At 55.9% G+C, this 13,822-nt stretch carries 14 protein-coding genes and 2 tRNA genes; 10 read left to right on the top strand and 6 right to left on the bottom strand.

Annotation, left to right across the window (positions count from 1 at the left end):
• The first annotated feature begins 38 nt into the window (after nucleotides 1-38).
• A complete protein-coding gene (locus tag ACOTXI_RS01220; RefSeq protein WP_021240802.1) occupies nucleotides 39-458 on the top strand; it encodes a DUF3574 domain-containing protein in 420 nt (139 codons plus the stop codon).
• Nucleotides 459-528: 70 nt separating this feature from the next.
• On the opposite strand, the gene ACOTXI_RS01215 is transcribed toward ACOTXI_RS01220, so the two are convergent.
• Entirely contained in the window at nucleotides 529-1,713 is a 1,185-nt protein-coding gene (locus ACOTXI_RS01215; protein WP_021240801.1) for a NupC/NupG family nucleoside CNT transporter, read from the bottom strand.
• Nucleotides 1,714-1,964: 251 nt separating this feature from the next.
• Here ACOTXI_RS01215 and efeU point away from each other — a divergent pair, with 251 nt between their 5' ends.
• The 4 genes from efeU (at nucleotide 1,965) to phoH (ending at nucleotide 6,544) form a co-directional block, all read left to right on the top strand.
• Nucleotides 1,965-2,798: an iron uptake transporter permease EfeU gene (gene efeU, locus ACOTXI_RS01210; RefSeq protein ID WP_008503506.1), complete on the top strand. Its 834-nt coding sequence runs from the start codon at nucleotides 1,965-1,967 to the stop codon at nucleotides 2,796-2,798.
• Nucleotides 2,799-2,838: 40 nt separating this feature from the next.
• Nucleotides 2,839-3,966, top strand: coding sequence for an iron uptake system protein EfeO (efeO, locus tag ACOTXI_RS01205; RefSeq protein ID WP_021240800.1), 1,128 nt, complete (start codon nucleotides 2,839-2,841; stop codon nucleotides 3,964-3,966).
• A gap of 5 nt (nucleotides 3,967-3,971) precedes the next feature.
• On the top strand, nucleotides 3,972-5,255 hold the full coding sequence (gene efeB, locus ACOTXI_RS01200; RefSeq protein ID WP_058654602.1) for an iron uptake transporter deferrochelatase/peroxidase subunit: 1,284 nt from the start codon (nucleotides 3,972-3,974) through the stop codon (nucleotides 5,253-5,255).
• Between the two features lie 500 nt (nucleotides 5,256-5,755).
• Nucleotides 5,756-6,544: a phosphate starvation-inducible protein PhoH gene (phoH, locus tag ACOTXI_RS01195; protein WP_008503509.1), complete on the top strand. Its 789-nt coding sequence runs from the start codon at nucleotides 5,756-5,758 to the stop codon at nucleotides 6,542-6,544.
• Between the two features lie 221 nt (nucleotides 6,545-6,765).
• Here phoH and ACOTXI_RS01190 read toward each other — a convergent pair.
• The 3 genes from ACOTXI_RS01190 to ACOTXI_RS01180 all read right to left on the bottom strand — a co-directional run bounded on the left by ACOTXI_RS01190 (nucleotide 6,766) and on the right by ACOTXI_RS01180 (nucleotide 8,559).
• Nucleotides 6,766-6,853, bottom strand: a tRNA-Ser gene (locus ACOTXI_RS01190).
• Between the two features lie 147 nt (nucleotides 6,854-7,000).
• Nucleotides 7,001-7,678, bottom strand: coding sequence for an isochorismatase family protein (locus tag ACOTXI_RS01185; protein ID WP_008503510.1), 678 nt, complete (start codon nucleotides 7,676-7,678; stop codon nucleotides 7,001-7,003).
• A gap of 20 nt (nucleotides 7,679-7,698) precedes the next feature.
• On the bottom strand, nucleotides 7,699-8,559 hold the full coding sequence (locus tag ACOTXI_RS01180) for a pirin family protein (RefSeq protein ID WP_103786798.1): 861 nt from the start codon (nucleotides 8,557-8,559) through the stop codon (nucleotides 7,699-7,701).
• Nucleotides 8,560-8,668: 109 nt separating this feature from the next.
• On the opposite strand from ACOTXI_RS01180, the gene ACOTXI_RS01175 reads away from it, so the two are divergent.
• Complete coding sequence (locus ACOTXI_RS01175) at nucleotides 8,669-9,574, top strand: LysR family transcriptional regulator (RefSeq protein ID WP_025912992.1); 906 nt, start codon at nucleotides 8,669-8,671, stop codon at nucleotides 9,572-9,574.
• A 134-nt stretch (nucleotides 9,575-9,708) separates the two neighbouring features.
• On the opposite strand, the gene ACOTXI_RS01170 is transcribed toward ACOTXI_RS01175, so the two are convergent.
• A tRNA-Ser gene (locus tag ACOTXI_RS01170) sits at nucleotides 9,709-9,796 on the bottom strand.
• 232 nt (nucleotides 9,797-10,028) lie between these two features.
• Here ACOTXI_RS01170 and ghrA point away from each other — a divergent pair.
• From ghrA to ACOTXI_RS01150, 4 genes are all read left to right on the top strand, one after another.
• Nucleotides 10,029-10,967 carry a glyoxylate/hydroxypyruvate reductase GhrA gene (ghrA, locus tag ACOTXI_RS01165; RefSeq protein ID WP_021240795.1) on the top strand — a complete coding sequence of 313 codons (939 nt, stop codon included), beginning with the start codon at nucleotides 10,029-10,031 and terminating at the stop codon, nucleotides 10,965-10,967.
• A gap of 84 nt (nucleotides 10,968-11,051) precedes the next feature.
• Complete coding sequence (locus tag ACOTXI_RS01160; protein WP_008500850.1) at nucleotides 11,052-11,789, top strand: phosphatase; 738 nt, start codon at nucleotides 11,052-11,054, stop codon at nucleotides 11,787-11,789.
• Nucleotides 11,790-11,810: 21 nt separating this feature from the next.
• The gene (locus tag ACOTXI_RS01155) at nucleotides 11,811-12,365 is read left to right on the top strand and encodes a TorD/DmsD family molecular chaperone (protein ID WP_008500849.1); all 555 of its coding nucleotides are present in this window, start codon (nucleotides 11,811-11,813) and stop codon (nucleotides 12,363-12,365) included.
• A gap of 96 nt (nucleotides 12,366-12,461) precedes the next feature.
• Complete coding sequence (locus ACOTXI_RS01150; RefSeq protein WP_072205916.1) at nucleotides 12,462-12,944, top strand: DUF1097 domain-containing protein; 483 nt, start codon at nucleotides 12,462-12,464, stop codon at nucleotides 12,942-12,944.
• A gap of 43 nt (nucleotides 12,945-12,987) precedes the next feature.
• Here ACOTXI_RS01150 and csgG read toward each other — a convergent pair whose 3' ends face one another.
• Nucleotides 12,988-13,821, bottom strand: a complete 834-nt coding sequence (csgG, locus tag ACOTXI_RS01145; protein ID WP_008500847.1) for a curli production assembly/transport protein CsgG — start codon at nucleotides 13,819-13,821, stop codon at nucleotides 12,988-12,990.
• Nucleotide 13,822: the final 1 nt, after the last annotated feature.

Raw genomic sequence — 13,822 nt, 5'->3', positions numbered from 1 at the left:
TGATATCCATGTGCTTATAACAATGAGGATAGCGAAGCATGACAATCAAAACAGGGTTAATGGCGGCGGCATTATTGATGCTGGCGGGCTGCAACGCGCCATCGCAACACGCGGCGGTGGAGACCTGCAAAGCGGATAGCCAGATGCAGCAAACCACGCTCTATTTCGGCTTAAACCGTCCTGCCGGGGCGCAGATTACCAACAACGAGTGGCAGCAGTTTGTTGACCAGGACGTGACGCCGCGCTTTCGCGATGGCTTAACGGTGTTTGATGCCCGCGGGCAGTGGCTGGGGAACGACGGAAAAGTGGCGCGCGAGCCGAGCAAGGCGCTGATGCTGATCCACGGTAAAGATGCGCAGAGCGAGAAGAACATCGAAGCGTTACGCGGGATTTATAAGTCCCGCTTCGCGCAGGAGTCGGTGATGCGTGTCGATCAGCCGGTGTGCGTGCAATTTTAATGAAAACGGCGGGAATTCCCGCCGTTGTTGTTTTGTAGGCCGGGATCGCTGCGCGCCACCCGGCATTGCATCAGAGCACCAACCCCGCAAAGCTCGCCGACAGCAAACTCACCAGCGTCGCGCCGTACACCAGACGCAGCCCGAAACGCGATACCACGTTACCCTGCTGCTCGTTCAGGCCCTTAATCGCCCCGGCCACGATGCCGATAGAGGCAAAGTTCGCGAACGAGACGAGGAAGACGGATAAAATCCCCAGCCCGCGCGGGGACATCTGGTGGGCTATTTTCTGCAGCTCAATCATCGCCACAAATTCATTCGCCACCAGCTTGGTTGCCATAATGCTGCCCGCGTTTAAGGCATCGCTCAGCGGAATCCCTACCAGCCACGCCAGGGGATAAAATACATAGCCCAGGATCTGCTGGAAGCTCATGCCAAATACGCTGGAGAAGAGGGCATTAACGGCGCTAATAAGCGCGATAAAACCGATCAGCATCGCCAGAATAATCATCGCCACTTTAAAACCGGCCAGAATATACTCGCCGAGCATCTCGAAGAAGCTCTGGGATTCATGCAGTTTTTCGAGCTTAACATCCGGTTCCGCTTCCGGGCGCGCCGGGTTGATGACTGAGAGGATAATAAAGGTGCTGAACATGTTGAGAATCAGCGCCGCGACGACATATTTGGCGTCGAGCATGGTCATATACGCCCCGACAATCGACAGGGAGACCGTCGACATGGCCGTGGCCGCCATGGTGAACAGACGACGCGAGGAGAGATCGCCCAGCACGCCTTTGTAGGCAATGAAGTTTTCCGACTGGCCGAGGATCAGCGAGCTCACCGCGTTAAAGGATTCCAGCTTGCCCATACCGTTCAGTTTTGACAGCAGCGTACCGATTACCCGAATAAAAATTGGCAGGATCCGCCAGTGCTGAAGAATACCGATCAGTGCGGAAATAAAAATAATCGGACAAAGCACGCCGAGGAAAATGAACGCCAGCCCTTTTTCACCCATACCGCCAAAGACGAAATTGGTGCCTTCGCCAGCAAATTTGAGCAGTGACTCAAAAAATCCTGAGACGTATTTAATCAGGAATAACCCGCTTTCGGCGTGCAGGAAAAAGAACGCCAGCGCAATTTCAATAACAATCAGCTGTAAAACAAAACGAACCCGAATTTTCCGGCGGTCAAAACTCGTAAGCCAGGCGAGCGCAAGAATAATCACCAGCGCCAGCAGGAAATGGACAATTTTAAACATGGTTTATTTTCAGTTAGGTTGTGAGGCGGATATTTAGCCACAGCCCTGAATCAGCGTAAATGGGCATTTTCGTTATAACTTATAAACCTGAACGTTACGTACGTCACTATTATCAGGCTTTGCGTTTACAACTCGTCATCAAAACACCGCACATTTCGCTTGTTTTTCTTTCCGTCGTAATGATAATCACTATCACAAGAATTTACCTTTCTTTGCATCAGTTGACCGCGATAAACATTTAAGGTGTCGGCATGTTTGTTCCATTTCTCATTATGTTACGTGAAGGGCTCGAAGCCGCCCTTATCGTGAGCCTCATCGCCAGTTATCTGAAGCGAACCCAGCGCGGGCGCTGGATTGGCGTCATGTGGGTCGGCGTATTCCTTGCCGCGGCGCTCTGCCTGGGCCTGGGCATTCTCATTAACGAAACCACCGGCGAGTTCCCGCAGAAAGAGCAGGAGCTGTTTGAAGGTATCGTCGCCGTGATTGCGGTGGTGATCCTCACCTGGATGGTGTTCTGGATGCGTAAAGTCTCGCGTAACGTGAAGGTGCAGCTGGAGCAGGCGGTGGATAACGCGCTGCAGAAGGGGAACAACCACGGCTGGGCGCTCATTATGATGGTCTTTTTCGCCGTCGCGCGTGAAGGGCTGGAGTCTGTTTTCTTCCTGCTGGCAGCGTTTCAGCAGGATGTGGGGATCTGGCCGCCGCTGGGGGCCGTGCTGGGCCTCGCCACGGCCGTGGTGCTCGGCTTCCTGCTGTACTGGGGCGGTATCCGCCTGAACCTGGGCGCCTTCTTCAAGTGGACCAGCCTGTTTATTCTGCTGGTGGCGGCGGGTCTGGCGGCTGGGGCGATTCGCGCCTTCCATGAAGCGGGCCTGTGGAACCATTTCCAGGACGTGGCGTTTGACCTCAGCAACGTTCTCTCCACGCACTCTCTGACCGGAACCCTGCTCGAAGGTATCTTCGGCTATCAGGAAACGCCGAGCGTCAGCGAGGTGGCGATGTACTTCATTTATCTGGTTCCGGCGCTGGTGCTGTTCGCAATGCCGCCGCGTACCGGCACGCAGGCGTCGCGCGTTGCGCCGTAATTTTTGATTTAGTGACAACATACTTTTAAAGGGAAGAGTCATGGCAATTCAGTTCCGTCGTAGTGCGTTATGCGCAGGCATTGCCGCGCTGTTCGCTTCTGCTTTCTCCGCCTGGGGCGCGGATGTTCCACAGGTTAAGGTCACCGTCAACGACAAGCAGTGTGAGCCGATGACCCTCACGGTGAACAGCGGTAAAACCCAGTTTATTATTCAGAACCACAGCCAGAAGGCGCTGGAGTGGGAGATCCTGAAAGGGGTTCTGGTGGTGGAAGAGCGTGAAAATATCGCCCCTGGCTTTAGCCAGAAGATGACCGCCAACCTGCAGCCGGGCGAGTATGAGATGACCTGCGGCCTGCTGACCAACCCGAAAGGGAAGCTCATCGTCAAAGGTGAAGCGACGGCCGATGCGGCGAAAGGCGCTGCGGTGCTGAGCCTGGGCGATGCAATTACCGCGTATAAGGCGTACGTCACGAAAGAGACGGCGGAGCTGGCGACGGCAACCAAAGCCTTTACCGATGCGGTGAAGGCCGGGGATATCGAAAAAGCGAAATCCCTCTATGCGCCAACCCGTCAGCACTACGAGCGCATCGAGCCGATCGCCGAGCTGTTCTCTGACCTTGATGGCAGCATCGATGCCCGTGAAGATGATTTCGAGCAGAAGGCCGCCGATCCGAAATTCACCGGTTTCCACCGTCTGGAGAAAGCCCTGTTTGGCGACAACACCACCAAAGGGATGGAGAAATACGCTGAGCAGCTGAACAGCGACGTGCTGGAGCTGCAAAAGCGCATCAGCGAGCTGGCCTTCCCGCCGTCTAAAGTGGTGGGCGGCGCGGCCGGTCTGATTGAAGAAGTGGCCGCGAGCAAAATCAGCGGCGAAGAAGATCGCTACAGCCATACCGACCTGTGGGACTTCCAGGCAAACGTCGACGGCGCGCAGAAAATTGTTAACCTGCTGCGTCCTCAGCTGCAGAAAGAGAACGGCGAGCTGCTGGCCAAGGTGGATGCCAACTTCAAAAAAGTCGACACCATCCTGGCGAAGTACCGCACCAAAGACGGGTTTGAGACCTACGATAAGCTGACCGATGCCGACCGTAACGCGCTGAAAGGCCCGATTACCGCCCTGGCGGAAGATCTCTCCCTGCTGCGTGGCGTACTGGGTCTGGACTAAGCACGATGAATAAGCATAACGAGAACGACGTGGCTGAGCCTTCCCGTCGTCGGTTGTTAAAAGGGGTGGGGGCGCTCGGGGGCGCGCTTGCTCTGGGTGGCGGGTGTCCGGTGGCGCACGCGGCGAAACCGCAAAGCGCGCCCGGCACGCTGTCACCCAACGCCCGCATGGAGACGCAGCCGTTTTATGGCGAGCATCAGGCGGGCATTCTTACGCCGCAGCAGGCGTCGATGATGCTGGTGGCCTTTGATTCGCTGGCCAGCGATAAAGCCGATCTGGAACGCCTGTTCCGCCTGCTGACGACGCGCATCGCGTTTCTTACCGCCGGTGGACCGGCGCCCGAGACGCCGAACCCGCGTCTGCCGCCAATGGACTCCGGCATTCTGGGGCCTTTCATCGCCCCGGATAACCTGACCATTACCGTTTCGCTGGGTGAATCGCTGTTTGACGCGCGCTACGGGCTGGCAAAACAGAAGCCGAAGGCGCTGCAAAAAATGACGCGTTTCCCGAATGATTCCCTGGACGCCGCCCTCTGCCACGGCGATCTGCTTCTGCAGATTTGCGCCAATACGCAGGACACGGTAATCCACGCCCTGCGCGACATCATTAAGCACACGCCGGATCTGCTGAGCGTGCGCTGGAAGCGGGAAGGGTTTATCTCTGACCACGCCGCCCGCAGCAAAGGGAAAGAGACACCGGTGAACCTGCTGGGCTTCAAGGACGGCACGGCCAACCCGGACAGCCATGATAGCGCGCTCATGAAGGAGGTGGTGTGGGTCACTGCCGATCAGGGCGAACCGGCATGGGCGGTCGGCGGTAGCTATCAGGCGGTGCGCATTATTCAGTTCCACGTGGAGTTCTGGGACCGCACGCCGCTCAAAGAGCAGCAGACGATCTTCGGTCGCGATAAGCAAAGCGGGGCGCCGCTCGGCATGAAGAACGAGCATGATGTGCCTGACTACGCCCGCGATCCGAATGGCGACGTGATTGCGCTGGACAGCCATATTCGTCTGGCCAATCCGCGTACCAAAGAGACGCAGTCCAGTCTGATGATGCGTCGGGGATACAGCTACTCGCTCGGCGTGACCAATTCCGGTCAGCTCGATATGGGGCTGCTGTTCGTCTGCTATCAGCACGATCTCGAGAAGGGGTTCCTGACGGTACAGAAGCGCTTAAACGGCGAAGCGCTGGAAGAGTACATTAAACCTATCGGCGGCGGCTATTTCTTTGCCCTGCCAGGCGTGCGCGACAGCAACGCGTATCTCGCGCAGGGTCTTATTGAAGCCTGATAATTGTCCCCGCAACCGTTCGCGGGGACATTATTTTTTCATATGACTATCCTGCTGTTATATTTCTGTAATATTTCTATATGAGACTGATTTCAACTGTAGGGACAGTCCTAAAAGTTGCATTCAGGTAAAATAAATGTTGCATTTATGATAACTCCTGATGTACTTAAGATAAGACAGCGGTAGTTCCCGGCAGTGATGCTGAATCACTATGGAGATCGCGAATGGTTGCGTCCTGTACTGGACAAGGTAAACATAACAACCGCAGCACCCGGCGCGGAGGCTCAGACTCCGGCAGCGATTTCCTCACCACTAAATTTTCCCCCCTCCCTCAAGAATCTGATTCGACCGACGTGCAGAACGGTGCGCGTAGCTGTTCCGTATCGTCATCCGATAGTGCAAGCAATGGCTTACAAGGAAGCCAACCCTCTGATGTTCGTGCGCATAATCGTGCCGATGCTGGCGCGTGTGATGAATACCAACAACTCAAGGTGCTATCCATGGGAAGACAAAAAGCAGTGATCAAAGCTCGTCGCGAAGCAAAACGTGTGCTGAGACGGGATTCACGTAGCCATAAACAGCGTGAAGAAGAATCGGTCACCTCGCTTGTGCAGATGAGTGGCGTAGAAGCAATTGGCATGGCCCGTGACAGCCGTGATAATTCTCCAATTGTGGCGCGCAATGAGGCTCAGGCGCACTACCTGAATGCTATCGAGAGTAAACAGCTCATCTTTGCAACCGGTGAAGCCGGATGCGGGAAAACCTGGATCAGTGCAGCCAAAGCGGCGGAAGCGCTGATCCATAAGGACGTGGAAAGAATCATTGTTACCCGTCCGGTACTGCAGGCTGATGAAGATCTCGGCTTCTTGCCCGGTGACATTTCGGAGAAGTTTGCCCCGTACTTCAGGCCCGTCTATGACGTGCTGGTGAAGCGGCTGGGTGCATCTTTCATGCAGTACTGCCTGCGGCCAGAGATTGGCAAGGTGGAAATCGCGCCGTTCGCCTATATGCGCGGACGTACATTTGAAAATGCGGTCGTCATTCTTGACGAGGCTCAGAACGTGACCGCTGCGCAAATGAAGATGTTTTTAACGCGCCTCGGGGAGAACGTGACGGTTATCGTTAACGGCGATATTACCCAGTGTGACCTGCCGTCCGGCGTGAAATCCGGACTGAGCGACGCCATGTCACGTTTTGAGGAAGATGAGATGATTGGGGTGGTACGCTTCACCAAAGATGACTGCGTGCGCTCGGCGCTCTGCCAGCGCACGCTGCAAGCGTATTACTGAGTGTGCAGTTGCGTTCAAGGCCCGGGAAACCGGGCTTTGTTTTATGTGCAGGCATGTTGTCGGGTGGCGCTGCGCTTACCCGACCTACAATACCCGTAGGCATGGTAAGCGCAGCGCCACCAGGCATAAAGAGCGCAGGGAGTTTCAAGGTTTGAATCCCCCCTTTCGGAGAATATAAAAGAAAAAAGCCCGTACTTTCGTACGAGCTCTCATCTCGAATATGGCGGTGAGGGGGGGATTCGAACCCCCGATACGTTGCCGTATACACACTTTCCAGGCGTGCTCCTTCAGCCACTCGGACACCTCACCATATTGTTTTGCTGCCTGACCGCGTGGGGGGCAACGGGGCGCTACTATAGGGAGTTGCGCTGACACGGTCAAGCAGATTTTCAGCTTTAGTGCCTGTTCGGTTAAGCAATAATCAGCTCCACGGTTTTTACGCCGCGGAGCAGGGGATTAACGCTGTGAATCGAGCACTTCGCTGTTTTTAACCACTTCCTGCGCTTTGCTGTAGCTTTCGATCAGCAGCTGATAAGCCGGGAAGATGTGGGTGTACACTTCCGCCCACTCCGCCGCATCTTCACGGTTCCAGGTACGCTGGATCTCAGAGGCCACCGCCGCCGTATCCATCGGGACCACACCGGCCTGTACAACGCGCGCCAGCGTGATCTCCTGCGCCATTTTGCTGTAGGTGCCGGAGGCATCAATCACCGCAAACACCTTATACCCGTCCGCAACCGCGCTGATCGACGGGAAGGCCATGCAGACGCTGGTAATGGTACCCGCAATGATCAACGTCTTACGCCCGGTGGCTTTTACCGCCGCCACGAATTCCGGGTTATCCCAGGCGTTGATCTCGCCTTTGCGGGCAACATATTGCGCATGCGGCGCGTTGGCGTGGATCTCCGGGATAAGCGGTCCGTTCGGCCCTTGCGGGACGGACGCGGTGGTGATCACCGGGATCTTCGCCAGGGTAGCGATTTTTGCCAGCGCTGCCGCACGGGCACGCAGTTCCGGCATTGGCATATCACCAACGGTCTGGAACAGACCGCTCTGGTGATCGATAAGGAGCATCACAGCATCGTTCACATCGATGACCGGACGGGTTCCATTAAAGTTCGCAGGTGTAGACATGTTCTTCTCCTTTATTACGTTCAGAGCTGGCCGAAGCGGCCGGAATTGAAATCACGAATGGCTTCGTTGATTTCGGCTTTACTGTTCATCACAAACGGGCCGTAGCCCACGATCGGTTCATTCAGCGGCTCGCCGGCCATCAGCAGCACTTTTGCATCGCTGTTCGCTTCCAGGTGCAGTTTGTCGCCTTCCTGACTTAACACGACCAGCTGGGCTTCACCCGCCTGAGCGGTACCGTTTACCGTGATGCTGCCTTCAAGCACGACCAGCGCCGTGCTCCAGCCTTCCGGCTGAGCGAGCGTAAGATGGCTTCCCTGGTTCAGCGCGAAGTCCCAGACGTTGAGCGGCGAGAAGGTGTGCGCCGGGCCGGTCACCGTGTCGTAGCGACCGGCAATAACCCGCAGCGTTCCACCGTCGTCAGGCAGCGTCACTACCGGGATGTCGGCTTTCGTAATGCTCTGGTAGCCCGGTGCGGCCATCTTGTCTTTCGCCGGCAGGTTGACCCAAAGCTGCATCATTTTGAGTTCTCCGCCTTTCTGTGAGAACGCGCTGGAGTGGAACTCCTCGTGCAAAATGCCTGCGCCGGCGGTCATCCACTGCACGTCGCCGGGCCCAATGACGCCGCCTTTCCCCGTGGAGTCGCGATGCTCCACTTCACCGGAATAGACGAGAGTGACCGTTTCAAAACCCCGGTGAAGGTGTTGGCCTACGCCGCGTTTCGCACCGTCTGCCGGAAAGGTGTATGGGCCCGCGTAGTCCAGCAGCAGGAACGGGCTGAGCGGCTCGCCGTGCGTCTGATAGGAGAACATTGAACGGACCGGGAAACCGTCGCCCACCCAGTGCTGACGAGGAGCGGTATAAACGCCAGTGATGTTTTTCATGATTAACTCCTGATGTTCTGTTGATGTAATTAGCTTATATTCAGGGTTAATATCCCGGTAGATAGTTAAAATGGCATTCACTGTTCTGAAAATAGAACGATGAGGATTTATGCAGGATCTCAATGACTTCGTCTGGTTTGTGAAGGTAGTGGAGTACGGGGGGTTTGCGGCGGCGGGAAGGGCGCTTGACCAACCCAAGTCCAAACTGAGCCGCAGGATCGCGCAGCTGGAGGAGCGGCTTGGCGTACGGTTGATACAGCGCACGACGCGGCAGTTTACGGTGACGGAAGTGGGGCACACTTTCTATCAGCACTGTAAGGCAATGCTGATAGAAGCAGAAGCGGCAGAGGAGGCCGTTGCTGCGCTGCAGGCTGAGCCGCGCGGCGTCGTCAGGATCACCTGTCCCGTCACGTTACTGCACGTCCACGTGGGACCGATGCTGGCGCGGTTTATGGCGCGCTACCCCGGGATTAATCTCCAGCTTGAGGCCACCAATCGTCGGGTCGATCTTGTTGGCGAAGGTATTGATGTGGCTATCCGCGTGCGTCCGCGTCCGTTTGATGACAGCGATCTGGTGTTAAGGGTGCTGGCTGACAGGGGGCATTGCCTGGTGGCAAGTCCGCAGTTGATTGAACGTATGGGTAAACCGCGAATGCCTTCCGAGCTCAGTGAATGGCCTGGATTAAGTATGGGGGCCGGTAAACAGGTGCATAAATGGGAGCTCAGTGGTCCAGAAGGGGCGAAAGCGGAGATCCACTACGCACCGCGCTTTATTACCACCGACATGCTGGCATTGCGGGAAGCAGCGATGGCGGGCGTGGGCGTTGTACAGTTGCCGATATTGATGGTGAAGGATCAGCTTGCGTCAGGGGAACTGGTACGGGTGCTGGACGCGTGGGAACCCCGACGGGAAGTGATTCACGCGGTTTATCCTTCGCGGCGCGGCATGCTGCCGTCGGTCAGGACGCTGGTGGATTTTCTGACTGAAGAGTATGCGAAGATGGTGGAGGAGTAGCTTTTTGTAGGTCGGGTAAGCGCAGCGCCACCCGACATAAAGAGCGCAGGGAGTTTCAAGGTTCGAATCCCCCCTGCATGCGTGCAATATGCGAAAAAAAAGCCCGCATTTTCATGCGAGCTCTTCTTTAAATATGGCGGTGAGGGGGGGATTCGAACCCCCGATACGTTGCCGTATACACACTTTCCAGGCGTGCTCCTTCAGCCACTCGGACACCTCACCATATTGTCATCCCGTTGTTGACGGGACGGGCGCTAATGTAAGGAAAAGCCGAACTGCCGTCAACTCACTTTTTCAGTAATTTAGCGCGTTTAGACAAACTTCAGGCAACATGATTCTTAATTGTGCTGAAAGCGTCTTTTTTATCAGCAACACAGCCGCGCAATAAATTTGTTATGCTGACAACCTCGTTAAAAAGCAAAATAAATCAGCGCAATAAAAGGCAGGAATGACTATGGATATACTTTTCTATCACCCCACGTTTGATACGGCCTACTGGATCGAGGCGCTCACGGCAGCTTTACCCGGCGCACGCGTTCGCGAGTGGAAGCGTGGAGATAACGAACATGCTGACTATGCGCTGGTCTGGCATCCGCCGGTAGAAATGCTCCAGGGCCGTAAGCTGAAGGCCGTTTTTGCCCTGGGGGCGGGCGTGGATTCCATTCTGAGCAAGCTGAAGGCGCACCCTGACATGCTGCCGGAAGCGATTCCCCTGTTCCGCCTGGAAGATACCGGCATGGGCCAGCAGATGCAGGAATATGCCGTCAGCCAGGTGCTGCACTGGTTCCGCCGCTTTGATGACTATCAGGCCTTTAAACAGCAGGCCCACTGGGAGCCGCTGCCGGATTACCGTCGCGAAGACTTTACCATCGGCATCCTCGGTGCGGGCGTGCTGGGCTCAAAAGTGGCTGAAGCTCTCGCTCCGTGGGGCTTCCCGCTGCGCTGCTGGAGCCGCAGCCGTAAGGACTATCCGGGCGTAGAGAGCTTTGCCGGAACGGATGAGCTTCCGGCCTTTCTGAACGGCACGCGCGTGCTGATCAACCTGCTGCCCAACACGGCGGAAACGGTAGGGATCATCAATGAAACCTTGCTCAACCAGTTAGCCGATCAGAGCTACCTGATGAACCTGGCGCGCGGGGTGCATCTGGTCGAGCCCGATCTGCTGAAGGCGCTGGACAGTGGAAAGCTAAAAGGCGCCATGCTGGATGTCTACAGCCGTGAGCCGCTGCCGGTGGAAAGCCCGCTGTGGGCACATCCGCGCGTGGCGATGACCCCGCACGTGGCCGCCGTGACGCGTCCGGCAGAAGCGGTGGCGTACATATCCCATACCATCAGCGAAATGGAGAAGGGTAACGCGGTCACCGGCCAGGTTGACAGACAGCGCGGCTACTGAGAGAAACCCGGCGTTCGCCGGGTTTTTGCTAATATTCGCCGCTGATAACTGCTATCCTTTGGAAAAACCGCAGAGGAGAGAGAGATGTATCCCGTTGACCTGCATATGCACACCGTCGCCAGTACCCACGCGTATAGCAACCTCCATGATTATATCGCCCAGGCGAAGCTGAAAGGCATTAAGCTGTTCGCGATCACCGATCATGGTCCGGACATGGCGGATGCGCCGCACTACTGGCATTTTGTGAATATGCGGATCTGGCCACGTCTGGTGGACGGCATTGGGATACTGCGCGGCATCGAGGCGAATATCAAAAATACCGACGGTGAGATCGACTGCACCGGGCCGATGCTGACGTCTCTGGATCTTATCCTCGCCGGTTTCCACGAGCCGGTTTTTGCACCTCAGGATAAAGAGACCAACACCGCGGCGATGATTGCCACCATTGCCAGCGGCAATGTGCACATTATCAGCCACCCCGGCAACCCGAAGTACCCGATTGATATTCAGGCTGTCGCGCAGGCGGCAGCGAAGCACCGCGTGGCGCTGGAGATTAACAACTCCTCCTTTGTTCACTCGCGCAAGGGCAGTGAAGCCAACTGCCGCGAAGTGGCCGCCGCCGTACGCGATGCGGGCGGCATGGTGGCGTTGGGTTCGGATTCCCATACCGCCTTTACGCTGGGTGATTTCAGCGAGTGCCTGAAAGTGCTCAATGACGTTAACTTCCCGGAAGCGCAAATCCTGAACGTGACTCCGCGCCGCATGCTCGATTTCCTCGAATCGCGCGGCATGGAGCCGATTGCCGAATTTGCCGATCTTTAATTGTGTAATGGAATAATAAAAATGAACGAGTTTTCCATCCTTTGCCGCGTGCTGGGTACGCTCTATTATCGCCAGCCGCAAGACCCGCTGTTGGTTCCGCTCTTTACGTTAATTCGTGAAGGTAAGCTGGCGGAGAACTGGCCGCTGGAACAGGATGATTTACTGGCGCGTCTGCAAAAAAGCTGCGACATGCAGCAGATTGCGACCGATTACAATGCGCTGTTCGTCGGCGATGAGTGCCGCGTTTCGCCATACCGTTCTGCCTGGCAGGAAGGGGCGACGGAAGCGGAAGTCCGTGCTTTCCTCTCCACGCGCGGTATGCCGCTGAGCGATACGCCTGCGGACCATATCGGTACGCTGCTGCTGGCCGCTTCCTGGATTGAAGATAACGCCGGGGATGATGAGAACGAAGCTATCGAAACGCTTTTCGAAACGTACCTGCTGCCGTGGGTCGGAACATTCCTTGGGAAAGTAGAAGCCCACGCCGCCTCGCCATTCTGGAGAACGCTGGCACCGCTGACCCGCGACGCAATTGCGGCGATGTGGGATGAGCTGGAAGAAGAGAACGGAGAGTGATTTAGATCACATAAATTCTGCAACGCCGCATTTCAATTTGCACATAATGTGCTTCTGATCGCATTTCCATGGTGCGCTTCTGCTAAGATGCGCGCCATGAACATATTACTTTGTATCGCAATAACAACGGGCATTCTCTCCGGGCTCTGGGGATGGGTGGCCGTGTCTCTCGGATTGCTCAGCTGGGCTGGATTCCTTGGCTGTACGGCCTATTTCGCCTGCCCGCAGGGGGGCGTCAAAGGGCTCTTTATCTCAGGCTGCACGCTGATGAGCGGGGTGATCTGGGCGCTGGTGATCATGAAAGGCAGCGCGCTGGCGCCGCATCTGGAGATGCTGGGGTACATCATGACGGGCGTTGTTGCCTTCCTGATGTGTATTCAGGCTAAGCATCTCCTGCTTTCGTTTGTGCCGGGCACCTTTATTGGGGCGTGCGCGACCTTTGCAGGGCAGGGTGACTGGAAGCTGGTCGTTCCTTCTCTGGCGCTGGGATTGCTGTTTGGCTATGCCATGAAAAACAGCGGTCTTTGGCTGGCGTCGCGGCGGGAAAAAGCGCAAGGCATCACGGCGGTGAGCGAATAAAAAAAGGCGAGATAATCATCTCGCCTTTTTTATGCGCTTCCTGTCAGGATTCCGGAGGGACTGACATATCGCGGTATTTCACCAGTATCGGGTTCTGCACGTCTGCTTTGTTTTGCAGATCCCACAGCCCGCGGTCAATACCGTCGTTGATTAAGAAGATCACGCCGGTTTCAATGGCCGACATCAGACACATCATGACCGGCTCGTTAGAGGTGTAGCCAATTTCACCCTCCAGCAAACGCTGGTAATCGATGAAGCGGAATACCCCTGCCTGAACTTCATAAGACAGGATGGTTTTGCTGGTGTTCACCGAAGAGAGCACTTCGCCTGTACTGACGTTGACCACACGCAGGTTAACGGCGATTTGGTCGAGCTGGTACTGGGTATCCGCACCGATACCGAAGTACCGCGCGCCCGCACCACCCGATTTAACGTTACTTTCGTAACCAATAATCGATCCTTCAATCATCACGTTCGCTGCCGCCAGAGATTCCAGAGGCGTGCGGTTATTGGCCGCGACGGTACCATTCTCCTGTGCGGCACGAATGATTTTCCGTTCATTCAACAGGTTCTGAAGACCCTGACGTTCCAGCGGAATAAACCAGCGCGAATCCTTGAGCGCGGTAACCAGCATCGCGGTGGCGCTTTGCGGCACGGCCGTGGAGAAGTTACTTGCCGGGTAAGGCTTAAATTGCCCGGTTTCATCCTGAATGTTGTATACGGAGACAAATATTTTCCCCGTTGGAGCAGGTAAATGCGTTAAATCACGATAACTCTGGGCCCGAGGCATTAATGTTGGTTTTGCAGCTTCTTTAGGTGGAGCAGTTAAACAACCGCTCAATAAGCACACTGCAACAAATATCAGGAAGCGCTGCATG

The organism is Enterobacter cloacae complex sp. BZL2005 (genome assembly GCF_049238885.1).
Lineage (GTDB): Bacteria > Pseudomonadota > Gammaproteobacteria > Enterobacterales > Enterobacteriaceae > Enterobacter > Enterobacter roggenkampii.
Note: the sequence above shows the minus strand (reverse complement) of the source record. Positions and strands in the feature narration are given on the sequence as shown.

Bases quoted from the DNA above. Each gene is read 5' to 3' on its own strand.
- ACOTXI_RS01220 (WP_021240802.1), top strand. From the start codon at position 39: ATGACAATCAAAACAGGGTTAATGGCGGCGGCATTATTGATGCTGGCG.
- ACOTXI_RS01215 (WP_021240801.1), bottom strand. From the start codon at position 1,713: ATGTTTAAAATTGTCCATTTCCTGCTGGCGCTGGTGATTATTCTTGCG.
- efeU (WP_008503506.1), top strand. From the start codon at position 1,965: ATGTTTGTTCCATTTCTCATTATGTTACGTGAAGGGCTCGAAGCCGCC.
- efeO (WP_021240800.1), top strand. From the start codon at position 2,839: ATGGCAATTCAGTTCCGTCGTAGTGCGTTATGCGCAGGCATTGCCGCG.
- efeB (WP_058654602.1), top strand. From the start codon at position 3,972: ATGAATAAGCATAACGAGAACGACGTGGCTGAGCCTTCCCGTCGTCGG.
- phoH (WP_008503509.1), top strand. From the start codon at position 5,756: ATGGGAAGACAAAAAGCAGTGATCAAAGCTCGTCGCGAAGCAAAACGT.
- ACOTXI_RS01185 (WP_008503510.1), bottom strand. From the start codon at position 7,678: ATGTCTACACCTGCGAACTTTAATGGAACCCGTCCGGTCATCGATGTG.
- ACOTXI_RS01180 (WP_103786798.1), bottom strand. From the start codon at position 8,559: ATGAAAAACATCACTGGCGTTTATACCGCTCCTCGTCAGCACTGGGTG.
- ACOTXI_RS01175 (WP_025912992.1), top strand. From the start codon at position 8,669: ATGCAGGATCTCAATGACTTCGTCTGGTTTGTGAAGGTAGTGGAGTAC.
- ghrA (WP_021240795.1), top strand. From the start codon at position 10,029: ATGGATATACTTTTCTATCACCCCACGTTTGATACGGCCTACTGGATC.
- ACOTXI_RS01160 (WP_008500850.1), top strand. From the start codon at position 11,052: ATGTATCCCGTTGACCTGCATATGCACACCGTCGCCAGTACCCACGCG.
- ACOTXI_RS01155 (WP_008500849.1), top strand. From the start codon at position 11,811: ATGAACGAGTTTTCCATCCTTTGCCGCGTGCTGGGTACGCTCTATTAT.
- ACOTXI_RS01150 (WP_072205916.1), top strand. From the start codon at position 12,462: ATGAACATATTACTTTGTATCGCAATAACAACGGGCATTCTCTCCGGG.
- csgG (WP_008500847.1), bottom strand. From the start codon at position 13,821: ATGCAGCGCTTCCTGATATTTGTTGCAGTGTGCTTATTGAGCGGTTGT.